Annotated in this window: 19 protein-coding genes and 1 tRNA gene; 8 read left to right on the forward strand and 12 right to left on the reverse strand. The window is 41.6% G+C overall.

Going from position 1 to position 24,748, the window contains the following annotated elements; translation table 11 throughout:
• Positions 1-3: 3 nt before the first annotated feature.
• Complete coding sequence (tadA, locus tag KUG63_RS02465) at positions 4-459, forward strand: tRNA adenosine(34) deaminase TadA (RefSeq protein ID WP_015005430.1); 456 nt, start codon at positions 4-6, stop codon at positions 457-459.
• 93 nt (positions 460-552) lie between these two features.
• A complete protein-coding gene (locus KUG63_RS02470) occupies positions 553-1,395 on the forward strand; it encodes an alpha/beta hydrolase (RefSeq protein WP_015005431.1) in 843 nt (280 codons plus the stop codon).
• Here the strand turns inward: KUG63_RS02470 and mltF are convergent.
• The 5 genes from mltF to pyrF form a co-directional block, all read right to left on the reverse strand.
• Positions 1,381-2,802: a membrane-bound lytic murein transglycosylase MltF gene (mltF, locus tag KUG63_RS02475; RefSeq protein ID WP_277642040.1), complete on the reverse strand. Its 1,422-nt coding sequence runs from the start codon at positions 2,800-2,802 to the stop codon at positions 1,381-1,383. The genes KUG63_RS02470 and mltF overlap by 15 nt on opposite strands.
• A gap of 282 nt (positions 2,803-3,084) precedes the next feature.
• Complete coding sequence (gene fba / locus KUG63_RS02480; protein ID WP_015005433.1) at positions 3,085-4,149, reverse strand: class II fructose-bisphosphate aldolase; 1,065 nt, start codon at positions 4,147-4,149, stop codon at positions 3,085-3,087.
• Between the two features lie 166 nt (positions 4,150-4,315).
• Complete coding sequence (locus KUG63_RS02485) at positions 4,316-4,639, reverse strand: phasin family protein (protein WP_016389738.1); 324 nt, start codon at positions 4,637-4,639, stop codon at positions 4,316-4,318.
• A 164-nt stretch (positions 4,640-4,803) separates the two neighbouring features.
• Positions 4,804-5,148, reverse strand: a complete 345-nt coding sequence (locus tag KUG63_RS02490; RefSeq protein WP_015005434.1) for a phasin family protein — start codon at positions 5,146-5,148, stop codon at positions 4,804-4,806.
• Positions 5,141-5,887 (reverse strand): orotidine-5'-phosphate decarboxylase, encoded by a 747-nt coding sequence (pyrF, locus tag KUG63_RS02495; protein WP_020161898.1) that lies wholly within the window; start codon positions 5,885-5,887, stop codon positions 5,141-5,143. The genes KUG63_RS02490 and pyrF overlap by 8 nt, the downstream gene beginning before the upstream one ends.
• A 213-nt stretch (positions 5,888-6,100) precedes the next feature.
• On the opposite strand from pyrF, the gene KUG63_RS02500 reads away from it, so the two are divergent.
• The 6 genes from KUG63_RS02500 (at position 6,101) to KUG63_RS02525 (ending at position 15,322) form a co-directional block, all read left to right on the forward strand.
• Positions 6,101-10,528, forward strand: a complete 4,428-nt coding sequence (locus KUG63_RS02500; RefSeq protein ID WP_287553918.1) for an EAL domain-containing protein — start codon at positions 6,101-6,103, stop codon at positions 10,526-10,528.
• 22 nt (positions 10,529-10,550) lie between these two features.
• A complete protein-coding gene (locus tag KUG63_RS02505; RefSeq protein ID WP_041932956.1) occupies positions 10,551-11,180 on the forward strand; it encodes a YqiA/YcfP family alpha/beta fold hydrolase in 630 nt (209 codons plus the stop codon).
• Positions 11,181-11,264: 84 nt separating this feature from the next.
• Positions 11,265-12,083 (forward strand): DUF2797 domain-containing protein, encoded by an 819-nt coding sequence (locus tag KUG63_RS02510; protein WP_015005438.1) that lies wholly within the window; start codon positions 11,265-11,267, stop codon positions 12,081-12,083.
• Positions 12,076-13,287 (forward strand): competence/damage-inducible protein A, encoded by a 1,212-nt coding sequence (locus KUG63_RS02515; protein WP_015005439.1) that lies wholly within the window; start codon positions 12,076-12,078, stop codon positions 13,285-13,287. Before KUG63_RS02510 ends, KUG63_RS02515 begins: the two co-directional genes overlap by 8 nt.
• A gap of 1 nt (position 13,288) precedes the next feature.
• The gene (locus KUG63_RS02520) at positions 13,289-15,160 is read left to right on the forward strand and encodes an ATP-binding cassette domain-containing protein (RefSeq protein ID WP_020161901.1); all 1,872 of its coding nucleotides are present in this window, start codon (positions 13,289-13,291) and stop codon (positions 15,158-15,160) included.
• A 74-nt stretch (positions 15,161-15,234) separates the two neighbouring features.
• Positions 15,235-15,322, forward strand: a tRNA-Ser gene (locus KUG63_RS02525).
• Positions 15,323-15,433: 111 nt separating this feature from the next.
• Here the strand turns inward: KUG63_RS02525 and KUG63_RS02530 are convergent.
• The 7 genes from KUG63_RS02530 to KUG63_RS02560 all read right to left on the reverse strand — a co-directional run bounded on the left by KUG63_RS02530 (position 15,434) and on the right by KUG63_RS02560 (position 24,675).
• Entirely contained in the window at positions 15,434-16,315 is an 882-nt protein-coding gene (locus tag KUG63_RS02530; protein WP_016389732.1) for an HlyD family secretion protein, read from the reverse strand.
• Positions 16,316-16,318: 3 nt separating this feature from the next.
• On the reverse strand, positions 16,319-16,528 hold the full coding sequence (locus KUG63_RS02535) for a DUF1656 domain-containing protein (protein ID WP_287017326.1): 210 nt from the start codon (positions 16,526-16,528) through the stop codon (positions 16,319-16,321).
• Positions 16,525-18,501, reverse strand: coding sequence for an FUSC family protein (locus KUG63_RS02540; RefSeq protein WP_287553919.1), 1,977 nt, complete (start codon positions 18,499-18,501; stop codon positions 16,525-16,527). Before KUG63_RS02540 ends, KUG63_RS02535 begins: the two co-directional genes overlap by 4 nt.
• A complete protein-coding gene (locus tag KUG63_RS02545; protein WP_287553920.1) occupies positions 18,498-18,899 on the reverse strand; it encodes a MarR family winged helix-turn-helix transcriptional regulator in 402 nt (133 codons plus the stop codon). The genes KUG63_RS02540 and KUG63_RS02545 overlap by 4 nt, the downstream gene beginning before the upstream one ends.
• A 440-nt stretch (positions 18,900-19,339) precedes the next feature.
• Entirely contained in the window at positions 19,340-21,949 is a 2,610-nt protein-coding gene (locus KUG63_RS02550; RefSeq protein ID WP_287553921.1) for a M14 family metallopeptidase, read from the reverse strand.
• A 195-nt stretch (positions 21,950-22,144) separates the two neighbouring features.
• Entirely contained in the window at positions 22,145-23,764 is a 1,620-nt protein-coding gene (locus tag KUG63_RS02555) for a DUF1643 domain-containing protein (protein ID WP_020932885.1), read from the reverse strand.
• A complete protein-coding gene (locus KUG63_RS02560; protein WP_020932884.1) occupies positions 23,761-24,675 on the reverse strand; it encodes an ATP-grasp domain-containing protein in 915 nt (304 codons plus the stop codon). The genes KUG63_RS02555 and KUG63_RS02560 overlap by 4 nt, the downstream gene beginning before the upstream one ends.
• Between the last annotated feature and the right edge of the window lie 73 nt (positions 24,676-24,748).

Below are 24,748 nucleotides of genomic sequence, written 5' to 3' on the forward strand. Positions count from 1 at the left end.
ATAATGCTTATGAATGATGAGGCTTGGATGCGCAGAGCGATCAATTTAGCGCATAAAGCAGAAGAAGTTGGTGAAGTACCTGTCGGTGCAATTATCGTCAAAGATAATGAGTGTATTTCTGAAGGTTATAACCTGCCTATAAAGAATAATGACCCAACTGCACATGCTGAAATAGTGGCTATTCGTGACGCTGGTCTGCAACTTGATAATTACCGCCTTGTTGATACAACCCTTTTTGTCACTCTTGAACCTTGCGTGATGTGTTTGGGGGCTATTCAACATGCGCGAATTAAACGCATTGTGTTTGGTGCGTTAGATGAAAAAAGGGGGGCTGTTTGTAGTGCGCTATCACTCACTAAAGCTAGTTATGCAAACCATCATGTTGAATGGACAGGGGGCGTGCTGGCAAAGGAGTGTTCTGAGTTATTAAGCGCTTTTTTTAAAAAAAGGCGTAAATGAAAGGGCTATAGGAAATGTTAAGGCAGTTATCAGCTTAATCACGATGGCTTACTATGTTATTTCAACTGTGTTGATTATAGCGCAAGGAAAATAATGGCAAAATACAGTGAAAAGAGGTGGCTTGCTAACGATGGAATGCCTATGCATGCCGTTAGGTGGCAGCCTGATGTTGAGCCGATAATGACGGTGTGTTTAATTCATGGTTTGGGCGAGCATAGTGGTCGCTACAAAGACATGGTTGAATACTATACATCCTGTGGTGTTGAGATTGTTTCGTTTGATTTGCGAGGGCATGGAAAGTCTGGTGGTCAACGTGGTCATAGTGCTGATTTTCAACAAATGATACGGGATATTAAGTGTTTTATAGATGAAGTATCAAATATTGACGTTGCCAAGCCCTGGTTTATCTACGGTCACAGCTTGGGTGCAACACTGAGCATTCAATATGCGCTGTCACATCCAATTGGTTTCAAAGGCGTCGTGTTGAGTTCACCCTTGTTTAAACCTGCATTTGAGCCAGCTAAATGGAAATTACTATTGGGTCGACTTGTGCAAACAGGGTGGCCAACTTTATCGTTATCGAACGAGATAAACGAAGTCGCCTTATGTCGGGATAAAGAGATATTGAAAAGCCGAGCGGAAGATTCTTTAATTCATCACCGGATTTCAGCTCGATTAGGCATTCAAATGCTAAGTGAGGGCGAGCAACTGTTACGAAAAGCCTCAGAAGTGGACTTTCCAGTCTTGTTGATGCACGGTGATGCTGATGCGATCACAAGTCATACAGCGAGTACCATATTTTCTGAGCGCGTCGGTCAGCAATGCCGTTTGAAGATCTGGCAAGGTTTTTATCATGAACTTCATCATGAACCAGAGAAAGAAAAGGTTTTTGAGTACGGTTTAAATTGGATGAAAAGAGAGTTACAGCGCTTGTAACTCGATATTTAGTGTGGCGTCGGTATCAATTTTGTTTTGTTCATCACTTAATGAGTTAGGCTCAAGTTTTTTAAGCATTTTGATATATTGGCGAACATTATCAATATAGGTGACGGGTTCTTTACCACGTGCGTAGCCGTATTTTGTTTTTTGATACCACTCCTTTTCAGCAAGTAGTGGTAGTCGCTGTTTTACATCAATCCATTTGTCTGGGTCGCCGCCTTGTTGTTGGGTCAATATGCGCGCATCTTCTAAGTGGCCAAAACCAATATTATAAGCGGCCAAGGCCATCCATGTTCTGTCGGGTTCTTCGATCCGTTTAGGGATTTTTTTTATTCGAGTTGATAAATAATGTGCGCCGCCTTCAATGCTTTGCTCGGGGTCTAATCGATTAGTTACGTTCATTTGTTTGGCAGTGGCTTTAGTCAGCATCATAATGCCGCGAACACCCGTTGGCGAAACAGCGTGTTTGTTCCAGTGAGACTCTTGATAGGCAACAGCCGCTAGTAATTTCCAGTCAAGATTATATTTTTTTGCAGCTAAATGAAAAGACTTAATGAGCTTAGGGAGCCGAGTGTCAGCATGGTGCCAGAAGGTACAAATTCCAACGTAATCTAATTGTTTAGAATAGCCGAAGTGCTTGTCTTGTAGCTGCTCTAAGACACCGGTGGATTTAAGTTCTGCGAGAAATTTAACCGCTTCATTATATAAGCTGTGGTCTTCACCAAGAGGAAAAGCCCACGCTATTTTTTCAGGTTTTGAAATATCAAAAGCAACGTTTAAGTTGGGAAATTGACCGCGAATGAGTTGAAATTGATTGGAGTCGACGACGGTGTAGTCAAGTATATGATCGTTCACTAGAGAAACTAACTCTAGAACAGTTGAATCGGTGCTTTCTATCCAAGACAGGTTTTTATGTGTTTTTTGAATGCTACGTAAGTTTTCGGCATGACTGGTGTTGGCAATAACTTCTAAAAAAGAACCGCTCAGTTTCGCCACGGACTTAGGGCGACGCGTTCGATAATGATATACAAGCTGTTGCGTGACTTCGTAATAAGGCGGCGTGAAATGTAAGCGTTTTTTTCTGTCTGGGGTGATACTTAGTCCAGCAGCTACAAAATCAGCCTCATCCTCAGTTGATAATTGCACCAATTGTTGAAATTCTTTTGCAATAATGAAGCGTATATTAACACCGAGCTTTTCCGCAAACAGTGATGTTAATTCATACTCAAAACCATGGGTTCCGGCTTCGTCAATGATATACGTTGATGGATCTATTCGCGTCAGAACAACAAGCTCACCACGGTTAAGTACTTTTTCTAATGATGAAGGCGCTGGTGTGCAGCCTGAAAGTACAGACACAGCAAGAAAAATAAAAACGTATTTTATGCGTGAGGGGTTAAGCATAACCGATAGGCTAAAGGGGTTTGTACATAAACGTAATAAATAAACTCTGATAAAGTTTTAGTGTTAGGTAGCTAGATATTAGCAAAAGCAGGGTATTTTACATAACCCAATTGAAAGTAGGGGCGCTCTGAATGAATGCTATAACTGGGTTATTGGTGAGTAATAATTTAAAAAGTTACGACAACCAGATTAGCAAACACTGCCGTGGTGCTAACCTGATTGTTTAATAAGCCGAGGTGAAGCTTATAATTAGAGCCTGCCTCCTGAGTTGAAAGGCTTTAATTACTTAACTACTTGGTTGAGTTCGCCAGAGTCGTAACGAAGTACCATTTCTTCTAGGTTAATGGGTTTAATACTGCTTGCCTGTCCAGATGTTCCAAACGCGTCCATACGATCTTCGCATATACGTTGCATTGCGTCGGTTGATACAGCTAGGAACTTTCTAGGGTCAAAGTTTTTGGGGTTTTCTGCTAAGTGCCGCCTGATAGAACCAGTACTAGCTAAGCGTAAATCGGTGTCGATATTCACTTTTCGTACACCATACTTGATGCCCTGTTGGATTTCATTAACTGGTACGCCATAGGTTTCACCAAGGTCGCCGCCAAAATCATTGACAATTTTTAGCCAATCTTGAGGAACCGATGAAGAACCATGCATTACAAGGTGAGTATTAGGCAGTCTTGCGTGGATCTCTTTTATGCGTTGAATAGCTAAAGTATCGCCAGTTGGGGGTTTGGTAAACTTATAGGCACCATGACTGGTGCCAATGGCGATAGCCAATGCATCAACCCCCGTTTTTTTAACAAAATCAGCAGCTTCCTCAGGGTCGGTTAGCATTTGTTCGTGTGTTAAAACGCCAGAGGCGCCAACTCCATCTTCTTCACCTGCTTCACCAGTTTCAAGAGAACCGAGACAACCGAGCTCACCTTCAACAGACACACCACAAGCGTGCGACATTTCAACTGTTTTCCTAGTAACCTCAACATTATATTCATAACTACTGGGTGTTTTGCCGTCAGCTTCTAAAGAACCATCCATCATGACAGAGGTAAAACCTAACTGAATAGAGCGTTGGCAGATGGCAGGGCTGGTGCCGTGATCTTGGTGAAAAACCACAGGAATGTGTGGGTACTGTTCAACCGCAGCGAGAATTAGGTGTTTTAGAAATGCTGAACCAGCATATTTTCTTGCCCCGGCAGAACCTTGAATAATAACAGGACTATTAGTTGCGTCTGCTGCTTGCATAACAGCATGAACCTGTTCCATGTTATTGGCATTAAAAGCTGGTACGCCGTAGTTGTTTTCAGCAGCGTGGTCGAGTAGTTGGCGTAGAGAAATTAAAGCCATTTGAAATCCCCTTATAGAATTAAGTTGTTTGGTGACGAATGAGTGTTATTCGTTGATAAGGCTAGTTTAACTTTTATGGCAGCGTGTTTCTATTTTAATAATGTTTCAACTATAAAAAAACCACTACCGAGTGGTAGTGGTTTCCAACATAGACTTAATTTGATGTTTATTTTTTTGGTGTTAGAGCCGCTGCGCTTTCTTTAACAATGTTAAGTACTTGCTCGTTATAAGCTTTCGTGTCTTCGAATAAAGATTTGCTATCAGCAACAAATTTTTCAAGGCTTGATTGAGCGAGTTCGACTTGCTCTTTGGCAAAAGCATTAAGTGCCTCAGGATTATTAATGTTAGTTGCTGCTTTGATGCGGGCTTCAGCTAATTCGGCATAGTTTTTAGCAGCTTCTTGTTGTGCCGCGGCCATTTTTTTAAAATGAGTTTTGTTTAATTCAATTAATTTAGTGATAGGGGCTGCAAAAGCATTAAAGTCGTTCATGAAATTTCTCCAAATAAGGTTGAGTAAATCTAATTTAAAACAAAGGTTAGAAAGGCCAGTTTAAAGTAAAATTTATTGCGGCGCAACATTTGTTTTGTGAGGTGCTTCAACCCTAATAAAAGGTAGCTAACAATAGTTAATTAAAGAAACAAAAAATAATCAGGCTATTTTTTTGTTTCTTTATCAATTTCTTTTTTTAGCTGAACGGTGCTTTCCTGAAAAAGTTTAATTACTTCAGCGTTATAGCCTGTCATGGTTTCAAACATAACACGGCTGTTATCTACCATTTTTTCATAGTTACTTTGGGCGAGTGCCATTTGATCGGTGACAAAACTAGCTAATGCAATAGGGTCTTTAATTTTTGTTGCAGTTTGCATGCGTTGCTGAACAAGTTTTTTATAATCTTCGGCTGCTTTTTTTTGAGCGTCCATGAGGGTGTCGAAGTGATGAGTATTTAATTCAACAAGTTTTGATATAGGTTGAGTGAAACTGTTTAAGTCCTTAATCATTATGATCTCCTGATAAATTTTCACTAAATACATGACGAATACTTTTTTGTATATCTAAGGCAGCCTGCTTGGGATCTCGAGCATCACGAATAGGTCGCCCAACTACAATATGGTCGGCTCCATTATAAAAGGCTTGTTCAACGCTGACGACTCGTTTTTGGTCGTCATCTGGCTTATTATCGACGGGTCGAATACCAGGCGAAACAACCAAGAAGTTTGGACCTAATGAGTCCCGTAGTCCTGGGGCTTCTAGTCCAGAAGAAATAACACCATCACAACCCAGTTCAATAGCTCGTTTGGCGCGTGAGGTGACGAGTTCTTCAACATCGCATTTAAACCCTAAGTCATCTAGGTCGCCCCTATCTAAACTGGTTAAGACGGTAACAGCAAGAACTTTCAGCTGGCCTTTTTGCTCGGCGGCAGCCTGCATAATGGCGTTGTTGCCGTGTATGGTGACAAAATCAACTTTCTTATCGCTAAGCTGTTTAACAGCACGACCAACTGTTGCAGGCACATCAAAAAATTTGAGATCAACAAAGATGCGTTTATTTTGTTCATTGAGCCAGTCGATTAGCTCAAAATAATCACCAGACATGAATAACTCAAGTCCAATTTTGTAGAAAATAACGCTGTCGCCTAATAGCGTGACTAACGCTTTAGCCTGTGGAATATCAGGGACATCCAAAGCAACGATGAGTCGTTCATTAACAGGAATAGGTTTGTTAGAAAGCCATGACATGAGGCGCCGCTCCATAGTGTTTAAAGTATGGTGGATATTATAACGCCCTGTCGCCCGCTTGCCGATGGAAATTTGTCATGGCATGGGTTAAGCAAATATTCAGCTTTTTGGTTATGATGTACGTTATTAATGATAAGACAATAGCTAGCATGGCGAAGTATTTAAACTAACATTATAGCTAGATAAGGAAGCCGTTAAATTAGGGTTTGGATTATGGGCATAAAAAAACATAAAAAGGGTTTAGGCCAGCAATTAAACCTTGCTTTGTTGATAGGAGCTATTTTTTTATCAGTCATCTCATCAGCTTTAATTTCATATAAAGCCTATGAGCAAGAGCGGGCCGATTATGTTCAACACGGTAAGAGAGTAGCTGAAGCTTTAATCGATCAGCTTTCAACTCCTTTTTCTGGCGGTATTGAAGAACTATTAGGCTATTTAGCGACCCCTTTTTTTAAACTTGAGGGTGTGCAAAGCATCATTATTTTTGATGCAGATTTCAAAGAAATATCATCGGTCAAAAAGAACACAGAGTATGAGTTAATAAGCGGCTGGCAAGATGTTGACTTGGAGGGAACGAGGCTAGAGCGTGAGACGGAACAAGCCTTTTACTTTACCGCTCGGCTCAATAATAATGGGGAAATACCTGCTGCATACTTAATGCTGATACTTGATAAGCCGTCCTTAGTTCAGTATGCCCAGACACTATTTGTCGCCAACGTAGGCATTATTATTGCGGTTGCGTTGGTTTTATTAGTACTGATGAGCTTGCTAGTTCGGCGTTTAACAAGGCCGTTAAAAGACTTTTCATCGATCATGATTCAAGCAGCATCAGGTGAGATCGGGCTTAGAGCCGAACATGAGGTTGCTGCGGAACTTGGCCATATGTCTGAAGCGTTCAATCAGATGATGAAGGTGCTGGAAACGCGAAGTAGTGAACTTGAACAGTCGAGGGATCAAGCCGTACAAACAGCTAAAATTAAATCAGATTTTGCAGCGAACCTAAGCCATGAAATTAGAACGCCACTTAATGGCATTTTGGGCATGGTTAATTTGCTCAAAGAAATGGGCTTGCCACAGCATCAGCATGAATACCTTGAGGTAGCGAGTAAATCAGGTGACTCCTTATTGCAAATGATCAATGATGTGTTGGACTTTAGTAAAATGGAATCGGGGAATTTTCAGCTGGCACTGGAGGATATTGATTTAAGGTTGTTGCTTGAACAGCTAGCGTTGTTATATGCAGAGAAAATACAAGTTAAAGATTTAGAGCTTTGTTTGGATTTGCCCACCGACAATGTAATGTTTGTTCGAGGTGATGCGGTAAGGATTCGACAAGTCATCAGTAATTTATTAAATAACGCGGTCAAATTCACAAGCCAGGGGCATATTACTTTATCAGCAAAAATTGTGTCATCCTCAAAGGGGCGTTCTTTGATTGAGATAGCAGTGACTGATACGGGTATTGGAATACCGGAAGGCGCATTAAGTGAAATTTTTAGGCCTTTTGGTCAGGTCAGTGCAGAAACAACCAATCAATATGGTGGAACCGGACTTGGATTGACGATCGTTAATCAAATGACAAAGTTAATGGGGGGTTCTGTATCGGTTACTAGTGAAGTCAATGAAGGGTCAAGCTTCAGAGTATTACTTCCAATGCAAACGCATAATATTTCCTTCGAAGAACCTGCCGATGAGGTTGAATTATTGAGTGGAAAACGGGTGATGTTAATTGAACCGTTTGAAGAAACTCAACATTATCTTGAAGGGATGTTCGATGCGTGGGGGGTTGAATGTCAAATAGTTAACAGTTTAGATGAGGCCATTTTCATCCTAAAGGACGAGTTAAAGTCGGGCAGAGGGTTGGATAGCTGCCTGTTTAATGTTGATTATAGTTTGGGGGATATGACTGCGTTTTTAGCGAGTTTTAAGGCGAATGAGGAATTTTCTGGTACAAAGTTAATTCCGATGGTCCGGTTTGGCAGCAAAATTAGCTCTGCAGACGAAAGCTTGCCGTTATTTGTAGGATCAATTGACCGTCCTGTACGGTATGAGAAGTTACGGATGACATTAATAGATGTATTCTCTGAAGGTAAGGGGAGCACGTCAGCGGAGATTGGGAAAAAACCCAAGATCAAGACATCAGATGTTTTGCAAAGTATAAAGGCCCTAGTTGTCGATGATAATGTGACTAACCAACTGGTAGCCGAGGCAACACTAAAGGAAATAGGTATATCGTCTGATGTGGCCAATGATGGTCTTGAAGCACTGAATGCTTTTAAAGAAAAAAACTATGATCTGATTTTGATGGATTGCAATATGCCAGTGATGGATGGGTATGAAGCAACTAAAGCAATCCGGGCGTTAGACCTTAAGTACCGGCAGCCGATTATTATTGCTTTAACGGCGAAAGATCAACCAGGTGACTTTGAACACTGTATTAATAGCGGGATGGATGACTATTTATTAAAGCCGTTTCAATTGTCAGCGTTATTGGCCAAGCTTGAAAAACTATTCGGTTTCCCTCTAATAGACGATGAATCATCAGGTATAGAGCTTGAAGTGTCGGAAGGCTCAGTAATTGTTGAATCGGCATTCAAGGAGCTCGTTGCTAATACTGGCAGTGGTATTCAACAAATTGTTCAATCCTATCTACTCGATACACCTATCTATATTGTTACCTTAATTGCCGCAATGGAGGCTGGTGATACAACAAAGTGTTTGGATGTGGCGCATAAAATTAAGGGCAGTTCACGTAACTTGGGGGCGGAAGATTTTGTATCTGTTTGTGTTGAAATAGAGGAGGCCTGGTCTCGTAACACTGTTGATGAATCGATAATTGCGCCATTAGCTGAGCGGTTAGAAACAGAGTTCACCTTGGTTGAAGCATCTTTGAACAGCAAGTTAGCGACGTTAGAACTTTCTGATACAGAACAAACAAAGCGAACGAAAGAAGTGGTGTTAATTGTTGATGATGATCAAAGTACGCGAATGACGGTAGCAAGTGTTTTGGAGCGCGAAGGGTATCAAGTTGAACTGGGTGCTAATGGTCGTGATGCAGTGAGGTTGTTTGAAGTGTTAAGGCCTAATGTGATTATCATGGATGCAATGATGCCCATTAAAGATGGTTTTGAGGCCTGTCGAGAAATCAAGGCAATGCAGGGTGGTTCGGATGTTCCAGTGCTTATAACCACGGCCCTAGAAAGTGAAAAATCTGTGGATTTAGCCTATGAAAGTGGCGCCGCTGATTTTGTACCCAAGCCGATAAACTTGTCAGTTTTAAGACAGCTAGTGAGACGTTTGTTAGACAAGCAGTTTGCTGATCAACATGTACATAAATTAGCTTATAAAGATGCATTAACGGGTCTACCCAATAGAACTGCTTTTGTTGAACAGTTTCAGCAAGAACTTGAACATGCCAAGAGAAAAGATTCAAAAGTGGCGGTTTTCTTTATTGATCTAGATCGGTTTAAAGATGTTAATGACAGCATGGGCCATGAAGCTGGTGATATTCTGTTGAAAGCGCTATCTGGGCGGCTAAAAAACTGTATCCGCTCAGGAGATATGTTGGCACGAATCGGTGGTGATGAATTTGTGGTTGTATTAAGTGATATGACCGGTAAAACAGCACCTGACCAGGTTGCTAAGGCCATGTTAAATGCGCTAAAAGAACCATTTAGCCTCGCCGGGAACGAGGTTTTTGCAGGGGTTAGTATTGGTTTGGCAATATACCCGGATGATGGTCTATCAAAAGAGACGTTGTTGAAAAATGCAGATACGGCGATGTATAGAGCAAAAGCCGCTGGGAGAAATACTTACCGTGCTTATACGCAGGAAATGAGTGAGGTATTAGAGCAAAGAATGCGTATTGAAACTGAGCTACGGAAAGTGTTGGCGGATAATGAGTTATCGCTGTACTTCCAACCGAAACAAGACACATCAACAGCGGAAGTGATAGGCTCAGAAGCATTAGTTAGGTGGGAGCACCGGTTAAGAGGAATGGTATCACCAGCTGAGTTTATACCTGTTGCCGAAGAAATGGGGCTGATTAAAGAAATTGGTTTGTGGGTGCTAGACACCGCGTGCGCAACAGCAAAAAAGTGGCAATTAGAATATGACTACTATGGCACTGTTGCAGTTAATGTATCCGCGGTACAGATGGCAGAGGAAAATTTTGTATCATTGGTTGGTATGTGTTTGGCTAAACATGAATTAGAACCAAAATACATAGAATTAGAAGTAACTGAAAGTATGGTGTTGGACAATATTGATGCGATGTTGGAAAAATTAAACGATATTGCAGCAATGGGCGTGAGTATTTCTATTGATGACTTTGGTACAGGGTATTCATCATTTAATTATCTTAAGCAGTTACCAGCGAACACCTTAAAATTGGACATGGAGTTCATCAAAGAGATACCAGAAAATGAAGCTGATATGGCTGTTGTTGATGGAATGATAGTGTTGGCACATAATTTAGGTATGAAGGTTGTGGCTGAAGGGGTTGAAGCACAAGATCAATATGATTTCCTAGCAGAGCATAGTTGTGACCTAGTTCAGGGCTATTTAATTAATAAGCCACTGTCGGAAGACGAATTTATCGCAGAGTATGCCCGTTCAGCTGAAGAAGTAGGTCGCGTTTAAGAAGCGTAACAACTGATCGTTAATGATGGCAGGCCTGCAACGGGTCGGTTATCCTAATGGTTTATTTTTAATAATAGAGTTTTTCGTGCATATTATTTACTTACATGGTTTTTGCAGTTCTGTAGATTCCTTTAAAGCGCAGTTAGTTAAAAGCTATATTGAGCGAAACAATGTTCATACCTTGTTTTTAAAAGATTTACCCCCTTCTCCAGCTCAAGCGATGTCCTTGGTTGAGGCGCACATAGCCTCGTTAGATGATCAATATTGGGGTGTTGTTGGTAGTTCTTTAGGGGGCTTTTATGCAACGTATTTAAGTCAAAAGTATGCCAAGAAAGCAGTGTTAATTAACCCCGCTGTTGATGCGCATTTGATACTTGAAAAAGCCTTGGGGAAGAATACTAATTATCATACCGGAGAGAGCTTTGATTTTACTCAAACGCATCTCCAGGAGTTGCAGCAGTTACACTTACCAAAGCTTCAGCAAGCGCAAAACTTACTGTTACTCACCAAAGTGGGTGATGAGGTGTTGGATTTTCAAAAAGGGGTTGATTACTACCAAGGTAGCGAGCAAGTGGTGCTTGAGGGCGGTGATCACGGCTTTGCTGATTACGAAAATTATTTAGAGAAAACATTCGACTTCTTAACTTCATAAAAGGTTAAGTTTCATCATAAATCGGTTGTTATACAGCCACCATGTTTCAAATCGGCATGGATTAATTGAATTAGGATAGAGAACATGATTGAAGGCCATTTAAAGAAAATGCTCAGCACCTTGAGTAACCCTGTTGAATATGTATTGCCCATCGGTGATGAGCGTATTGGCTTGAACCAATATTTGGGTAAAACCATCGCGTTAACCTATGAAGGTGAGATCAACTGTCTAAATTGTGGAAAACGAACAAAGAAAAGCTATAGCCAAGGCTTTTGTTATTATTGTATGACTAAGCTGGCTCAGTGTGATTTATGCATTATGAAACCTGAAACGTGTCACTATCACTTAGGTACGTGTCGAGAACCTCAATGGGGCGAAGAGTTTTGTTTTCAAGACCACTTTGTTTATTTAGCAAATTCATCTGGCTTAAAGGTTGGCATTACTCGCCATACACAGGTGCCAACGCGTTGGATTGACCAAGGAGCAACACAGGCCTTGCCCATTTTTAAGGTGCGAACACGTCTACAGTCTGGTCAAGTTGAGATGGCTTTAAAACAACACGTGTCGGATAAAACTGATTGGCGGAAGATGTTAAAAGGCCAAGCGGACCATAAAAACCTATATGAACATAGAGACCGCCTTATTGAGGCTGCAGCCTCTGAGTTAAGCAATATTCAGGCGGCTAATAAAGACGGGGATATAGAGTTAATAAAAGATGCTAAGCAGGTAGAGATTAATTACCCCGTTGTTGAATATCCTCAAAAGGTTACCTCCTTTAATTTTGATAAAACAGCTAGGGTCGAAGGCCGTTTAATGGGCATAAAAGGACAATATCTAATATTAGATAGCGGGGTCTTAAATATAAGAAAGTTCACCAGTTACAAGGTTCAATTTGATGCATAAAACAGACAAGGCGCCTAGCGTCATTATTTTTTCACAAGGCGATGAAGTGATTACAGGTGCTTTGGTAGACACCAATGCTGCTTTTTTGGCTGATCAGTGTCGCTTGCTAGGCTTCGATGTTATTAGGCATATTACTGTTTCGGATGACTTAGCAGACTTGGTTCAAGTGCTTAAAGAAGTAGATGCGATGGCTGATGTTTGTTTGTGTACAGGTGGTTTAGGGCCAACACAAGATGATTTAACCGCCGAAGCCTTTGCTCAAGCCTTTCAAGTAGAACTTGAAATGGATAGTGAGGCTTTAGTGATGATTGCTGAGTTTTTCGCGCAATTAAAAATGCCTATGGCCGATGTAAATAAGAAGCAAGCACTGTTGCCCACAAATTCGACACGAATTGATAATCGTTGGGGAACGGCGCCTGGCTTTACTGCCGTCGGTCAGCAGTGCCGGTTTTACTTTATGCCAGGTGTACCGTATGAAATGAAACAGATGATGGAGACGTTTGTGTTGGCCGATTTACAGCGCCAATTTAAGCTGGAGCAGCCCCGTTTGATTACATTTCGAAGCATGGGCATGGGAGAGTCTGATATCCAGCAAGCCGTTAATAGCTTAGAGATTGACAATGATATTCGTGTGAGTTTTAGAGCGGGTATGCCAGAGAATGAATTAAAGCTACTCTTTCCACAAAGCCATACCAAAGAGCAGGTTCAATATTGGGTTGATAACGTTAGTGATGCATTGGGTGCTAGCCTTTTTGCCATTGATGGTTGGGGTCAATCAGTCAGTAATTTACCGGATTGTGTCGATCAGTTAATGACCGAAAAAAAGTTGACACTGAGTCTTATTGAAACCTTATCGCAGGGTGATATCGCCCGCCAGTGCCAAGCAGATTGGCTATTAACTTCAGCTGTTTATCCAAAAGTTTCAGGCATACAAACTGCGTTTAGCACGGTGCAGCAACCCATTGGTGAAGCGTTGGCGCTTGAGATAGCAAAGGAAAATCGTGCTCGGCATAAAACAGCGTTAAGCCTTGTGCAACTTCATAAGAAAGTAAATGATACAACAGTGGCTGTTTTTACCGCAGTAGCAGATGCTCACGGCCACATTTCAAGCACAAAGGAAGTGTGGGGGAGAGCGCTACGTCAACAAACAGTAGCGTCAGCACTTGCGTTCAATTTAATTAGAAAATTTATTCAAAATCAATAATATGCCATTACTTAAGCTAGATAATGTTAGTGTAGCGTTCGGTTTAAAACCAGTGCTAGATAATGCCGACCTGCAAATCGATGAACAAGAGCGAGTGGGCTTAATTGGCCGCAATGGCGAAGGAAAGTCGACCTTGTTAAAAGTATTGGCTGGGCAAGTGTTGGCCGACTCAGGTCAGGTCTGGCGGCAAGCGGGCATTACCATAGCAACACTTGAGCAGTCACCGTTACTGCCCGATGCCTCCACCGTTTATGATGCTGTTGCTGATAGTTTGGGTGAGGTGGGTCACTTAATTGCTCGTTATCACGACATGTTGCTTGACCCTGATGTTGACTTAGAAGCGCTGGGCAAATTACAACATCAATTTGAAGCATTAGATGGCTGGTCATTACAACAACGTGTTGACTCAGTGTTAAGTCGTTTAAATTTACCCGCCGATAAAAAAATAAATGAAATGTCAGGTGGTTGGAAGCGACGTGTAGGGCTAGCCCGTGCCTTGGTAGTCGAGCCTGATGTTTTACTGTTAGATGAGCCAACTAACCATCTAGATATGGAAACAATTGTTTGGTTAGAAAAACAACTTGCAACCTTTCGCGGTGCCGTGGTTTGCATTACACATGACCGAGTTTTTTTACAAAATATAGCGAAACGTATTATAGAAATAGATAGAGGACAGCTAACCAGTTGGTCGTGTAGCTATGAGCAATACCTTGAAAGAAAAGCGGCCGCATTAGAGTCCGAAGCAAAAACAAATGCAGAATTTGATAAAAAGCTAGCGCGTGAAGAAGTCTGGATTAGACAAGGCATTAAAGCGAGAAGAACACGAAATGAAGGTCGTGTGAGGGCTTTACAACAGTTACGACGGGAACGTGCAGAGCGAAGAAACCTAGCCGGCCCTGCGAAACTAGAGGTTGAATCAGGTGAAAAGTCTGGCAAGTTGGTGATAGAGGCGGAGGATATTTCTATTGCCTATGGCGGGCGTAAAATGGTTGATCAGTTTTCATGTCGGTTAATGCGAGGTGACCGCATAGGATTGGTAGGACCAAATGGTATTGGCAAAAGTACGCTCATTAAAGCGTTGCTAAAAGAAATTGAATTAGATTCCGGTGCTGTAAAACACGGAACCAAACTAAAAGTCGCCTATTTTGATCAGCACAGAGATGTTCTGGATCTAGAGAAAACGGTTATTGACCTAGTCTCCGACGGACGAGAGAGCATTACCATTAATGGGCGTGACAGGCATATTATCAGCTACTTAGGTGATTTTTTGTTTGCCCCTGAACGAGCACGATCACCAGCAAAAGTATTATCTGGTGGCGAACGTAATCGAATTTTACTGGCGAAGTTATTTAGTCAGCCGGCTAACTTTATCGTGATGGATGAACCGACTAATGATTTAGATGTTGAAACATTAGAGTTACTAGAAGAGTTACTGGTTGACTATGAAGGTACCTTAATACTGGTGAGTCACGACCGTAAGTTCTTAGAAAACGTGGTTACTAATTTTTGGTTTTTTGAAGGGGATGGTGTCATTACTGATTATGTAGGCGAGTTGCCTAATTGGAGTCAAATTATTAAAGACAGTAGTCAGGCCGAGCAACCGAGTAAAACGGTTAGTGAAAAAAAACAGCCTAAAACCGTTAAAAAACCGAAATTAAGTTTCAAAGTTAAAAAAGAATTAGATGACTTACCAAAGCAGATCGAGGTGCTTGAAGAAACGTTAGCGAAGCTACAGCAATTAACGAGTACGGCGGAGTTTCATGCAGGAGACCGAGAAGAGATAAAAAGCAAAATGGCTGAATTAACGTCTATCGATGAACAATTACAAGAAAAGTATCAACGTTGGGATGAGTTAGAGTCTCAACTACAATAAATACAAAAGGTTTAAGTTTGCTGATATAATTCAGCGCCCTAAAACGCAAGCACAGTGCGTTTTATAAGTTTTATGGAGAGATGTCAGAGTGGCCGAATGAGCACGCTTGGAAAGCGTGTGTACCGCAAGGTACCGAGGGTTCGAATCCCTCTCTCTCCACCATTAACTGCAAACGAAGCGCCATCTGCCGCAGATGGCATAGCCAAAAAATCAGTGCTGCATCAATATTGAAGGCTTCTACAACTAGCCCTATTGAACGGTAAAAAGTAATAATCAACCTTCATGATTATTGATAGTAATGCTGGCTGTTCGCCCTGATATAAGTGCTATGTTATCAGGAATTTCATCAATCGCTATGCGGACTGGTACACGTTGTGCCAACCTTATCCAGTTAAAAGTTGGATTGACATTGGCGATCAGTGTATTAGAGGATGTTGCACGTTCACGGTCTTCAATCGCGGATGAAATCCCGACGACATGTCCGCTGATAGCTTGGTCTTCTCCCATAATATGAACTGTTGCAGGCATGCCAGTGCGAATATGGCTTAGTTTTGTTTCTTCAAAATACCCAGCGACATAAAAGCTATCAATATCGACCAACGCCATTACCGGTTGTCCGGCGGTTGCATAGGTTCCTGGGCGCAGTGAAAAATTGGTTACGATTCCATTGATCGGGGACTTCACTTGCGAGCGCTCTAGATTAAGGCGGGCGAGTTTCAGGTCTGCCAATGCTTGTTCATATTTCGCCTGGGCCTGCTCAGCTACAGAGATACGGTTATCACGTTCTTGTTCTGAGACAATGGTGTTTTTTAGGGTTTTATATCGTTTTTCCTCCCTGTTTGCTGCAGCAAGTGTTGCCCTAGCATTGCTTAAAGCAGCTTCGTTTTGCGCTACAGTATTTTCCAAGCGATCGGTGTCGATAGAAAATAATACATCGCCCTTTTGAACCTGCTGGTTGTCCTGAACAAAGACGGCCTCTACTTGGCCGGATACATCGGAAGATAAGGCAACAATGTCGGCCTTGATCTTGCCATCGCGTGTTTGCGGAGTGTAAGTATAGTAGGAATAGATATGCCAGAGCACAAACGCTGCAAGAACGGTCAGCGTGCATGTCATCATGACTTTTAGGATGTGAATTGTTTTTTCTTTTTGCATATTTTAACCGGTTATAAGGTAAAAAGTTTTAAGTGAGATCCCCAGTAATATAAAAAATAGGGACATATCGAATAAGGGGCGATGCCAGACAACTTTGTAGATGTTCGTTTTTTCAAAAAGAGTTGAAATCATGATTCTTCCAATAAATGCACTTAGCAAGCATAAGAGTAACGGCGAGATAAAAATTCCAGCTATATCAATTTCTCCGATCATGGGGCATACCTCCAAGCAGGTGCATATTCAAACAACGCAAGACGAAGGCCAATGAGCCCCCTTAACAGTGGATGTTTGGCCGATTTCAACTCATGCTTCCAGGCGGTTGAAAGGGCGTTGTCTATTTTTGCCAAAAGCTTGTCTGACGGTTCTTTATGGTTAATGTCTTGGCGGATTGTGGTGAATAGGTCTTCCAGCACGCGACGAGTTTCTTCATTCAGGTAAGCACTGGTATGTCGTAGCTCGGCAATACTTGCAGCTGCACGCAAACGACTTAAAACACGAGAGCTAGTATTTATTTGACCGGTTTGTTCAAGCCTACTTGCAAGGGAACCAATTTTATCTAAAGACCGATTGAGGAAAGCGTCTCTATCGCGGGGTGTGGCGCGGTAAGTTAGGTTTAATACTTCTTCGCGACCCTCATGAATAAGTCGTTCCATGGTGTGTTTGGCGCCCAACGTGCGCACTAAGCCTAGCGAACAAAAGGCAATAAAAATGCCTAAAAGGTTGGCGATACAAATTTCAAGAAAGACACCAAAATCATAGGGTTGGTAGCTGCTTTGAAAATTAATGCTGCTAAAAGCCATAGCCAATAGCAGTATCGCCATCGGGTTTTTCGTTGCCCAAGCGCCTATTGGTAAGATAAATATCGCCATTATGATCAGAAACATGGGGTAATCATTGGCAAGCGGAAGCAGGCCATAGCTTAATATACTTGCGGCGAATAAGGCGATAATTGTAAACCGACCAAATAAGGTAATGGCGCGACCACCTTCGTCTGAACCACCAAAGAAGGCGAGAGCAGCAACCCCCATTAAAACTGCAGCGGGAGCATGATGCCAGCCTGTTGCATACCATAATACACAGAGCAGGCTGAAGGAGATAAGGCTGCCAATAAATATTTTTTTGGCAATATAGGTATCCGGATAAAGCTTAAATGAACGTGTATTGCTGACTTCTTTTTCAAGAATAGGCGGTAACGGCGAATCTTGTTCTAGTGACTGTTGGCATTGGCGTATTTCAGACCAGTTATGCAGTATAGCTTTTAGCAATTCGGCCATGTTTTCTTGAACTAAATGGCGCCAATCAGACATGGAATCCATACTATGAGCCGTTTGGGTTATTTGTGTAAGTAGGGCTTCGTCCGCTGGCTCGCCATTTTTTGCATGGGCGGCCGCTGTTTTTAAAGAGGCCGTTAACTTGTTGCGTATATCGGGTTCGGCATCGGCAATGCGAGATGAGATGGCTGATAGCAACGGCACTAAGCGCAATAAACGCAATTGTATGGAAAATATAAGTTGGCTTTCCCGTCGTGTAACAAGCGGGTCATAACGCAATTGAGCGGCCAGAGCAGATAAGGAGCTGATATCAGAGAGGGCTTTTAAGCGGTCATGTACTGCTTCGTCGTCGGTAATATGGCCTTCAAAGGCATCATCAATCCATTTCTCCATGTCAGCCAGCCAACCTTGCAATTTAAACTGCACACCAGGTTTTAAAGAACGTGGAGCAATAATGCTGTCGACCATGGTGCAGCATATGATCCCCAGACCAATTTCGCAGATACGAAATATGGCTATGTCAAACAGTGTGGCTGGGTGTTCTATATAGGGTATTGCGACGATCATTAAGGTCAGACCAAAGAGTTGAAAACCGTAGCTTCGCGGTGTTCGATCTAGTAAAGAACATCCAAATGCTACTGCACCAATTAGCCCTATAAAGGCAATCATTAAGATCGGTGTGTTTGCAAAAAAACTTACTAAAATCAACGAGACAAGCCCGCCACAAAATGTACCGGCAAATCGATAAACGGCTTTAGATCTTACGGCACCGCTCATGGGGTTCATAACCACGCAGCAGGTAACAATGGTCCAATATGTTTCGGGGAGGCCAATATGCGCGGAGACTGTAAACGCCATCATCGCTGCTAGGTACAGCTTGAATGCGAATAGCCACTGGTCAGGTTTAAAAATCATTTTTGATCAGTTTTGCCATTTAGTAAATAGGCTTGGCATCGCTCTTCCAACAGACGCATTACGCGCGTTGTTGTCTCAATATCTTCTTCTGGCACATCACCCATCAGCTTAAAACGAAGGTCCTTAAGTGTTGCTTCCATTTTGCTAGCGTGGCGCTTTCCCTTCGGTAGCAGCTTAATGGCTTTGCTTCTACGATCATTGGGAACATCACAACGAACGAGTAGCCCGGTCTCTTCGCCTTGATCAAGTATACGAACCAGCGCGGCTGCATCAATACCAGCTTCAATAGCCAGCGTTTTTTGTTGAACATGAGGCCCGAAACGCGATGCTAGTAAGACGATAATGGCTAATGATGTGGAAATACCATGATCAAAAGGAAGAGTGCTAACAGTTTGCATCCAAACTCTCCGTGAAGGCTGAATAACATTAGTAAGGTCAAAGAGATGTTGGTCTAGAGAGCGTTTTTTAGTAGACATTTTGTATAGTTCAAATGTAAGTTTTTATATATATTATAAATCAATAGTTGATTTGTCAACTATTTAAAAGTATCGACAAGCATCTAACATGGTTATGCTCAGTGTGCTGTATGAAGCTTTTCAAACAGCATGTTTAAATATTTCAGGAGAGGGTGAGGTGACTAGCGTTATATCCGTAGCCACTGTTAGGACCAGTCAGAACTTGGCGCTGACGAGACAGTAAGTTATTAGGCTTTTATGACACGCTGGCCAGCTTTCAACGGGCTCAGCAGGCGACAAAAAACAAAGCGTTATACGCTTTTCAAATTGCCGGCGAGATTAACGATAAACCAAGCGTTTATCGGCTATTCATTCATATAAAACTAGTTAGTTGGCTTTTCTGCAGTGCTTTGATGAGCTTCATAATGTATTACTTGAGGCTCAGAGTAGTTCGGAACATCATCATAACTAAAGGCAGCATAATATTTTGAGATTTTGCTAGAGCCAAAGCTGTCGTATGTGTAATTATCCGAACCAGCATAGAGCTTTACACCATCATAGGGTGAGCGAGGTGGGCGGAACCTATTGCGTACGACATAAGTGCCAACAAATGCTTTGGTAGGTGGGTTCGCCCATGTTAATTTCATTCGACCATTTTCATTGCTTGCTTTTAATTCAGTAACCGCTGCCGTTGGTTTTTTGCGACGCTTGATATATTTAACGACTAATTTCACTTCATTTTTATGGCCAGCCTCATGCCAGTCAATCAATTTTGCATAAGATTCTGACTCAGAGGTGGCTCGTATTACAAAAGCAGCTGCCTCATTAGATTCGTGTTTTTCTTCTAATGTTAATTGACTATATTTGTCGAAAATGAAGTACTGCTTTTGCTTGCGAACAAGGTCTTGCGTGGTTGCTTCATAACCAACATATTCGATATTAGTTCGATTTCTGATATCAGAATAGCTGATGGCATTAATGTCGACAAACTCAAGATTAAAGCAGATATCACGATCACTGGGGGGTGTGTTTTTATTTTGTAAGCAAATAAAGGCTTCGGTAATAACCGTTTCTTCTGGGTTCGGTAAACTGTACAGATTAAACTCAATATAGCCGTATGTTTTACCATCATTTTCGCTAAAACCAGACAGGAGCTTGTTTTCCACAATACCCTCTTTTGACAGACTACAAAGGCGCGTGGGTGATAAGACCACTTCTGTTTCAGGGACGGTATAAATGACCTCAAGGTGCGGGCGATAATGAATCCCGCCACCAAATTTTCCATAGCCAATGTCGAATTGCATCATTTGTGAATCACGCCCAAGAGGCAGTGTTTTGGGGCCATCTATGCGAAATAATACCGAGCGTTTTGCTAGGTTTGATTCTAGAATTCGACATTCATGAGCACTAAAGGTCCAATGACTCCAGATACCTTGTGTTAGGGCGTCTGATGGAACTGTTTGGCCTAATGTTTCAATGCTTTCGGCCTGCTCTATATCTTCAAAGTTTGTTATATCGGCTACGTTATCTTGCTCTAAAAATGAAATCGACCAATCTCCAAACTGCTCAATTTTTGCGGCGACACGATTCATTGGGTAGAGTGAAGCCCTGGCAAACTTAATAACAGCATTTTCAGGGATGTTATCGAGGCTAAACTCAAGAACACCGGTACAGATACCTTTGGATTGGTTGATGCCAATAAAGAGTGAATTGTGACCAAAATGTTGGCGATTTTGCTCGCCAGTGTATTGACCAACATAACCGACATTGGATTTACCGGGGAATAGCACCCTAGAAAATTCATTATGATCTAGTAATGTTTTTAATCTAATTTTTGTAGCAAAAGGCGATTTAATATTACTCAAGCGATGAACCGCACGAATATAGTAAAAATACATGGTGCCACTATCGAGTTCTATATCTGTAAACTCTTGTGCATGGGTAATGCCAACTAAATTACTTTCGGTGCAGGCTTGTTTGTTTTTTGTATTGCGATAGATTTCAAAATAAATATCCTCATCTTCTTCATACGTCCACGTTAACGTGGCAGATTTACTTTCAATCTTAAGGATATTAAGTTCAGTAACGCGTTTTGGAGCGTGTGTGGAATAATTAATTGCCTCACCTAATGCATATTGTACCGCCGGTATATTTTCATTAATCGACTGGGTCATGTTTTGCATATAGTCGGGAATATTACGGGTACCGACTTCGACAACAGTGGCAAGAATGCCTCGGCTATAATAGTATTCTCGTCCGCTTCCACCGATCAAGTTTGTAGGCGGTTTACCACGATGAATACCGTATTTACGCCCTGTTACTTTGTAGATTTTTCTGGCCATATTGGCGCATAGCATATTCAGGTCTGTGCCTTCATGTTCGGCTTCATGATTAAACTTGTGGGCAGGGAAAAAAACATTTCCCTGAGAGTGGTAATCTAAAGCAATCGTAATGTTTTGATGACTGTCCACAAATTGTTTGATGGCCTGAGTTTCTGGCTCACTAAAGGGCTGTGGCCCACTATAGACGTTTGATGAAGTGTTTTTTGAGCCTGGGAAACCGACACTAAAGTTACGATTAAGGTCAACACCATAGGTACCATCGTGATTGAGACGACGGTTCTTTCGCCAAAATGAGAAATGCTTCATTGAGTATTCGAAGCCATCCGGATTTAAACAAGGCACCATATAAAGCGTGTTACGGCTTAAGATGTTGATAAGCTCAGGGTTGTACTCATGGTTATCGACGATATATTCAATAAACTTAACAGCCAGCTCGTTACCAATCCATTCTCTGGCATGAATGGTGCCTGTATACAAAAGAGCGGGTTTAGACTCTGCCTTTTCTACATCGAAAGAAGCGGTGATTAGCATAATCTCACGTTGTTCGTGAGTGCTGCCGATACTCTGAAGTTTAAATAAATTGGGGTGCTGAGAAACAACATGTTGTAAATACTGTTCTGTTTCTTGGTATGTTTTATATTGTTTTTTCACTGCAGTCGATTCTTCTTAAAGTAAGGGGCGTTAGATTAAGGGGGCTTATTGGGGGCGTATAAAGCCAGCTAATGCTTATTTGGACGATGCTAACACGTTGATCACATTAAGTTAACACCGATGCCTAGTTGCTAATGCTGCGTTGTTTGCGGCATTAGCGCATTGCTTATAAGTATCAAGGCTTAACGTCCCTATTTAGAGTAAAACGGGTGTCATGTCATTTGCCAAACCTTTAATACTACGTGGTTGTTTTTTTACCGTTAGTTGAAAACATAATAAATTCGGTAGTAATGCTTTAACTTCATCGGCTCTTCCTTTGAATGTGCCATCATTACCCCATATCGCAATCGTTTTTTCAGCGCGTTGATGATTTTCTAATAAGCTGACATCATTATATGTGCCGATTGGGTCGCAGGCCTTTTTAAGGCCTGAAATGTTCTTCGCTCGGTACGCAAAAAGACTGCCAATAATAATGCTGCCATAGTCATGTTGTTTCGCATAAGTGCTACATTTTTTTATTAAAGCATCATCATAATGGTCTTCTTCGCAAGTTGGGTGTAAAGCAATAAAAAATAAGCTCGGTTTTTTAATATCCCATGTTCGGCTCAGTGAATAACGGTATGTCTCATCGGTGGGTGGTATGACAAACGCATTGTCGGCATTTGAGCTAATGGACTCAGCTGTTTTAGCAGAATTTTTTGATGTGGCTGGAGCCGGTTTTGAATCGGATTGTTTTTGACGACCTAAATTATCTTGAAAATTCCAAATATCACTGGGCCACTCTTCTTGACTAAGGTCTTTTACTGAGAGCTCGTTAGTGCTTGTTTTGGCAAGTGGTGTAAAGCAGTCGGCATCTGAGCTAGGGGTATATTGACCAAAGGTGATTTGGCGCATGGTTCTTAATAAGTAGGGCGATATCTTACCAAGCTCCTCCCAGTTATTAATGGGGAAATGGGGCTTTTTAAATTGACCGTTACCAAATAACCACATCAAATATTGGCCTATCCAGTCCCTAATATAAGGGAAGGCCGCAAAGGCCGTTGCGCACTCTAATATGCGGTACTTGCCATCTTTTCCAACAGCGATGTCACAGGCCCAGTATTCTGCTTTTGCGGCTTTAGAAACACGTACAGCTAAATCAAGCACTTCCTTTGGCACGTTTTGGTAATCAATGCTGCCACCCTGACTGGTATTGGTTAACCACTCACCTTCTGGTGGACGGCGCCAAAAGGCACACACCGGTTCGTGACCGATTAACATGACGCGAATATCAGCTGACATGGGGATAAAATCTTGAACGTAAATGGGGTTGTATTTTTTGCTTTCTAGTAGTTGTTTGGCTTCATCAAAAGTATCGACCTTATGAACAAAATAGCCACCATAATTTGACGGCCCATAGGATTTTTTAATGATTTTTGGGTAACGAGTTTTTTCAAGAAACTGGTAGCCTTTTTTACGGTCGTAAAAAATATGTGTTGGCGGAATAGGGATGTCATATTTTTTACAAAAGCGTGTAACGTTTTCTTTGGATTTATTAGAAAACTGTGTGTCTAGTGAGGGGACAAAGCGGACGTTAGGCAGTGCTTTGGAGATTTCACGAAACGTTTCATACGCTGTTGCCGGAATATTACCAATTAAAACATCAATTTTTTTGTTTTTAATGTCGTTAATAAGGCGTTGCTGGTCATTTTTCCAATGATAAGTGACGGTTTCAATTTTATCCGGCCAACCTTTAAAGTTAGATGGGTGAAAAAATTGCAGTACAAAGTCCATGTACAGTAAACCTAATGTTGGGCGTTTTTGACTGCTATTCATTTGTTTTTCTCGTTTAGTTTTTTTTCAATTAAGTTGACGATGGCGTTAATTTTTTTAGTATTAAAATCTAAGCCTAGTTGTTCTTGTTCTGGTGTGGCAAAAGCAGGGATGCCGTTGACTTCTAAAACCACATATTGTTCACGTTCTTGATCATAAATCATATCGACGCCAGCAATATCCAGGCCGGTTAATTTGGCGGCCTTTTTAGCTAAAGCGACCAGCTCATCAGTTGGTTCACGTAGTAACAATTTGCCGCCACTGGTAATATTGGTTTTCCAGTCGCCAGCAGGGGCTTGACGGCCATAGCAACTGATGTATTCACCGTCGACAATATCAACCCTGAAGTCAGTGTTATCGTAATCAATAAAGCGTTCAACGTAAAAATGCCGAAGATCGGTATGTTTTATAAAGGGTATCAGCATATCAAGGGCCGCGTCGTTTTCAATTTTAACAAGCCCCATGCCTCCCCAGCCCTCAGTAGGTTTGTATATAATCTTGCCACCCCATTCTTTTAAGATTCTGCGTAGTGTATGAACATCATTACGATGGCATAACTCATATTCTGGCGTGATGATGCCATTACGTTGTAATAAATGAGCTGTTTTGAATTTATCTTCGGTTAGGCTAAAGGCCGTATAGTTATTAATGATCGGTATATATCGATCCAGCGCCTCATAAAGATATAGTTGGTACTGTGTTTGTTGGCCAGCGTTGTAGCTAAAGAACAAATCTAACTCTTCCATTCTAATACCATCACAATAAATAGCGCCATTTGTGGCTGTTGCATTTCTTAAATTTAGCTCGGTAATTGCAGAAATGTCGCGTTCTTGTAATTGGGCAATGATCGAATTTTGAATAACATCACCACCACCATTTTGATAGATCCATAACCCAATTTCATAGGTAGACATGTTTTTTTATCCTCAGATGAAGCGCTCTATAAGATTACAGCAATATTAGTACCAAGCCTGTAAGTCTTTGTTT

Origin of the sequence: Cycloclasticus sp., from assembly GCF_019090545.1 — a bacterium.
Classification (GTDB): domain Bacteria; phylum Pseudomonadota; class Gammaproteobacteria; order Methylococcales; family Cycloclasticaceae; genus Cycloclasticus; species Cycloclasticus pugetii.

Bases quoted from the DNA above. Each gene is read 5' to 3' on its own strand.
- tadA (WP_015005430.1), top strand. From the start codon at position 4: ATGCTTATGAATGATGAGGCTTGGATGCGCAGAGCGATCAATTTAGCG.
- KUG63_RS02470 (WP_015005431.1), top strand. From the start codon at position 553: ATGGCAAAATACAGTGAAAAGAGGTGGCTTGCTAACGATGGAATGCCT.
- mltF (WP_277642040.1), bottom strand. From the start codon at position 2,802: ATGCTTAACCCCTCACGCATAAAATACGTTTTTATTTTTCTTGCTGTG.
- fba (WP_015005433.1), bottom strand. From the start codon at position 4,149: ATGGCTTTAATTTCTCTACGCCAACTACTCGACCACGCTGCTGAAAAC.
- KUG63_RS02485 (WP_016389738.1), bottom strand. From the start codon at position 4,639: ATGAACGACTTTAATGCTTTTGCAGCCCCTATCACTAAATTAATTGAA.
- KUG63_RS02490 (WP_015005434.1), bottom strand. From the start codon at position 5,148: ATGATTAAGGACTTAAACAGTTTCACTCAACCTATATCAAAACTTGTT.
- pyrF (WP_020161898.1), bottom strand. From the start codon at position 5,887: ATGTCATGGCTTTCTAACAAACCTATTCCTGTTAATGAACGACTCATC.
- KUG63_RS02500 (WP_287553918.1), top strand. From the start codon at position 6,101: ATGGGCATAAAAAAACATAAAAAGGGTTTAGGCCAGCAATTAAACCTT.
- KUG63_RS02505 (WP_041932956.1), top strand. From the start codon at position 10,551: ATGATGGCAGGCCTGCAACGGGTCGGTTATCCTAATGGTTTATTTTTA.
- KUG63_RS02510 (WP_015005438.1), top strand. From the start codon at position 11,265: ATGATTGAAGGCCATTTAAAGAAAATGCTCAGCACCTTGAGTAACCCT.
- KUG63_RS02515 (WP_015005439.1), top strand. From the start codon at position 12,076: ATGCATAAAACAGACAAGGCGCCTAGCGTCATTATTTTTTCACAAGGC.
- KUG63_RS02520 (WP_020161901.1), top strand. From the start codon at position 13,289: ATGCCATTACTTAAGCTAGATAATGTTAGTGTAGCGTTCGGTTTAAAA.
- KUG63_RS02530 (WP_016389732.1), bottom strand. From the start codon at position 16,315: ATGCAAAAAGAAAAAACAATTCACATCCTAAAAGTCATGATGACATGC.
- KUG63_RS02535 (WP_287017326.1), bottom strand. From the start codon at position 16,528: ATGATCGGAGAAATTGATATAGCTGGAATTTTTATCTCGCCGTTACTC.
- KUG63_RS02540 (WP_287553919.1), bottom strand. From the start codon at position 18,501: ATGATTTTTAAACCTGACCAGTGGCTATTCGCATTCAAGCTGTACCTA.
- KUG63_RS02545 (WP_287553920.1), bottom strand. From the start codon at position 18,899: ATGCAAACTGTTAGCACTCTTCCTTTTGATCATGGTATTTCCACATCA.
- KUG63_RS02555 (WP_020932885.1), bottom strand. From the start codon at position 23,764: ATGAATAGCAGTCAAAAACGCCCAACATTAGGTTTACTGTACATGGAC.
- KUG63_RS02560 (WP_020932884.1), bottom strand. From the start codon at position 24,675: ATGTCTACCTATGAAATTGGGTTATGGATCTATCAAAATGGTGGTGGT.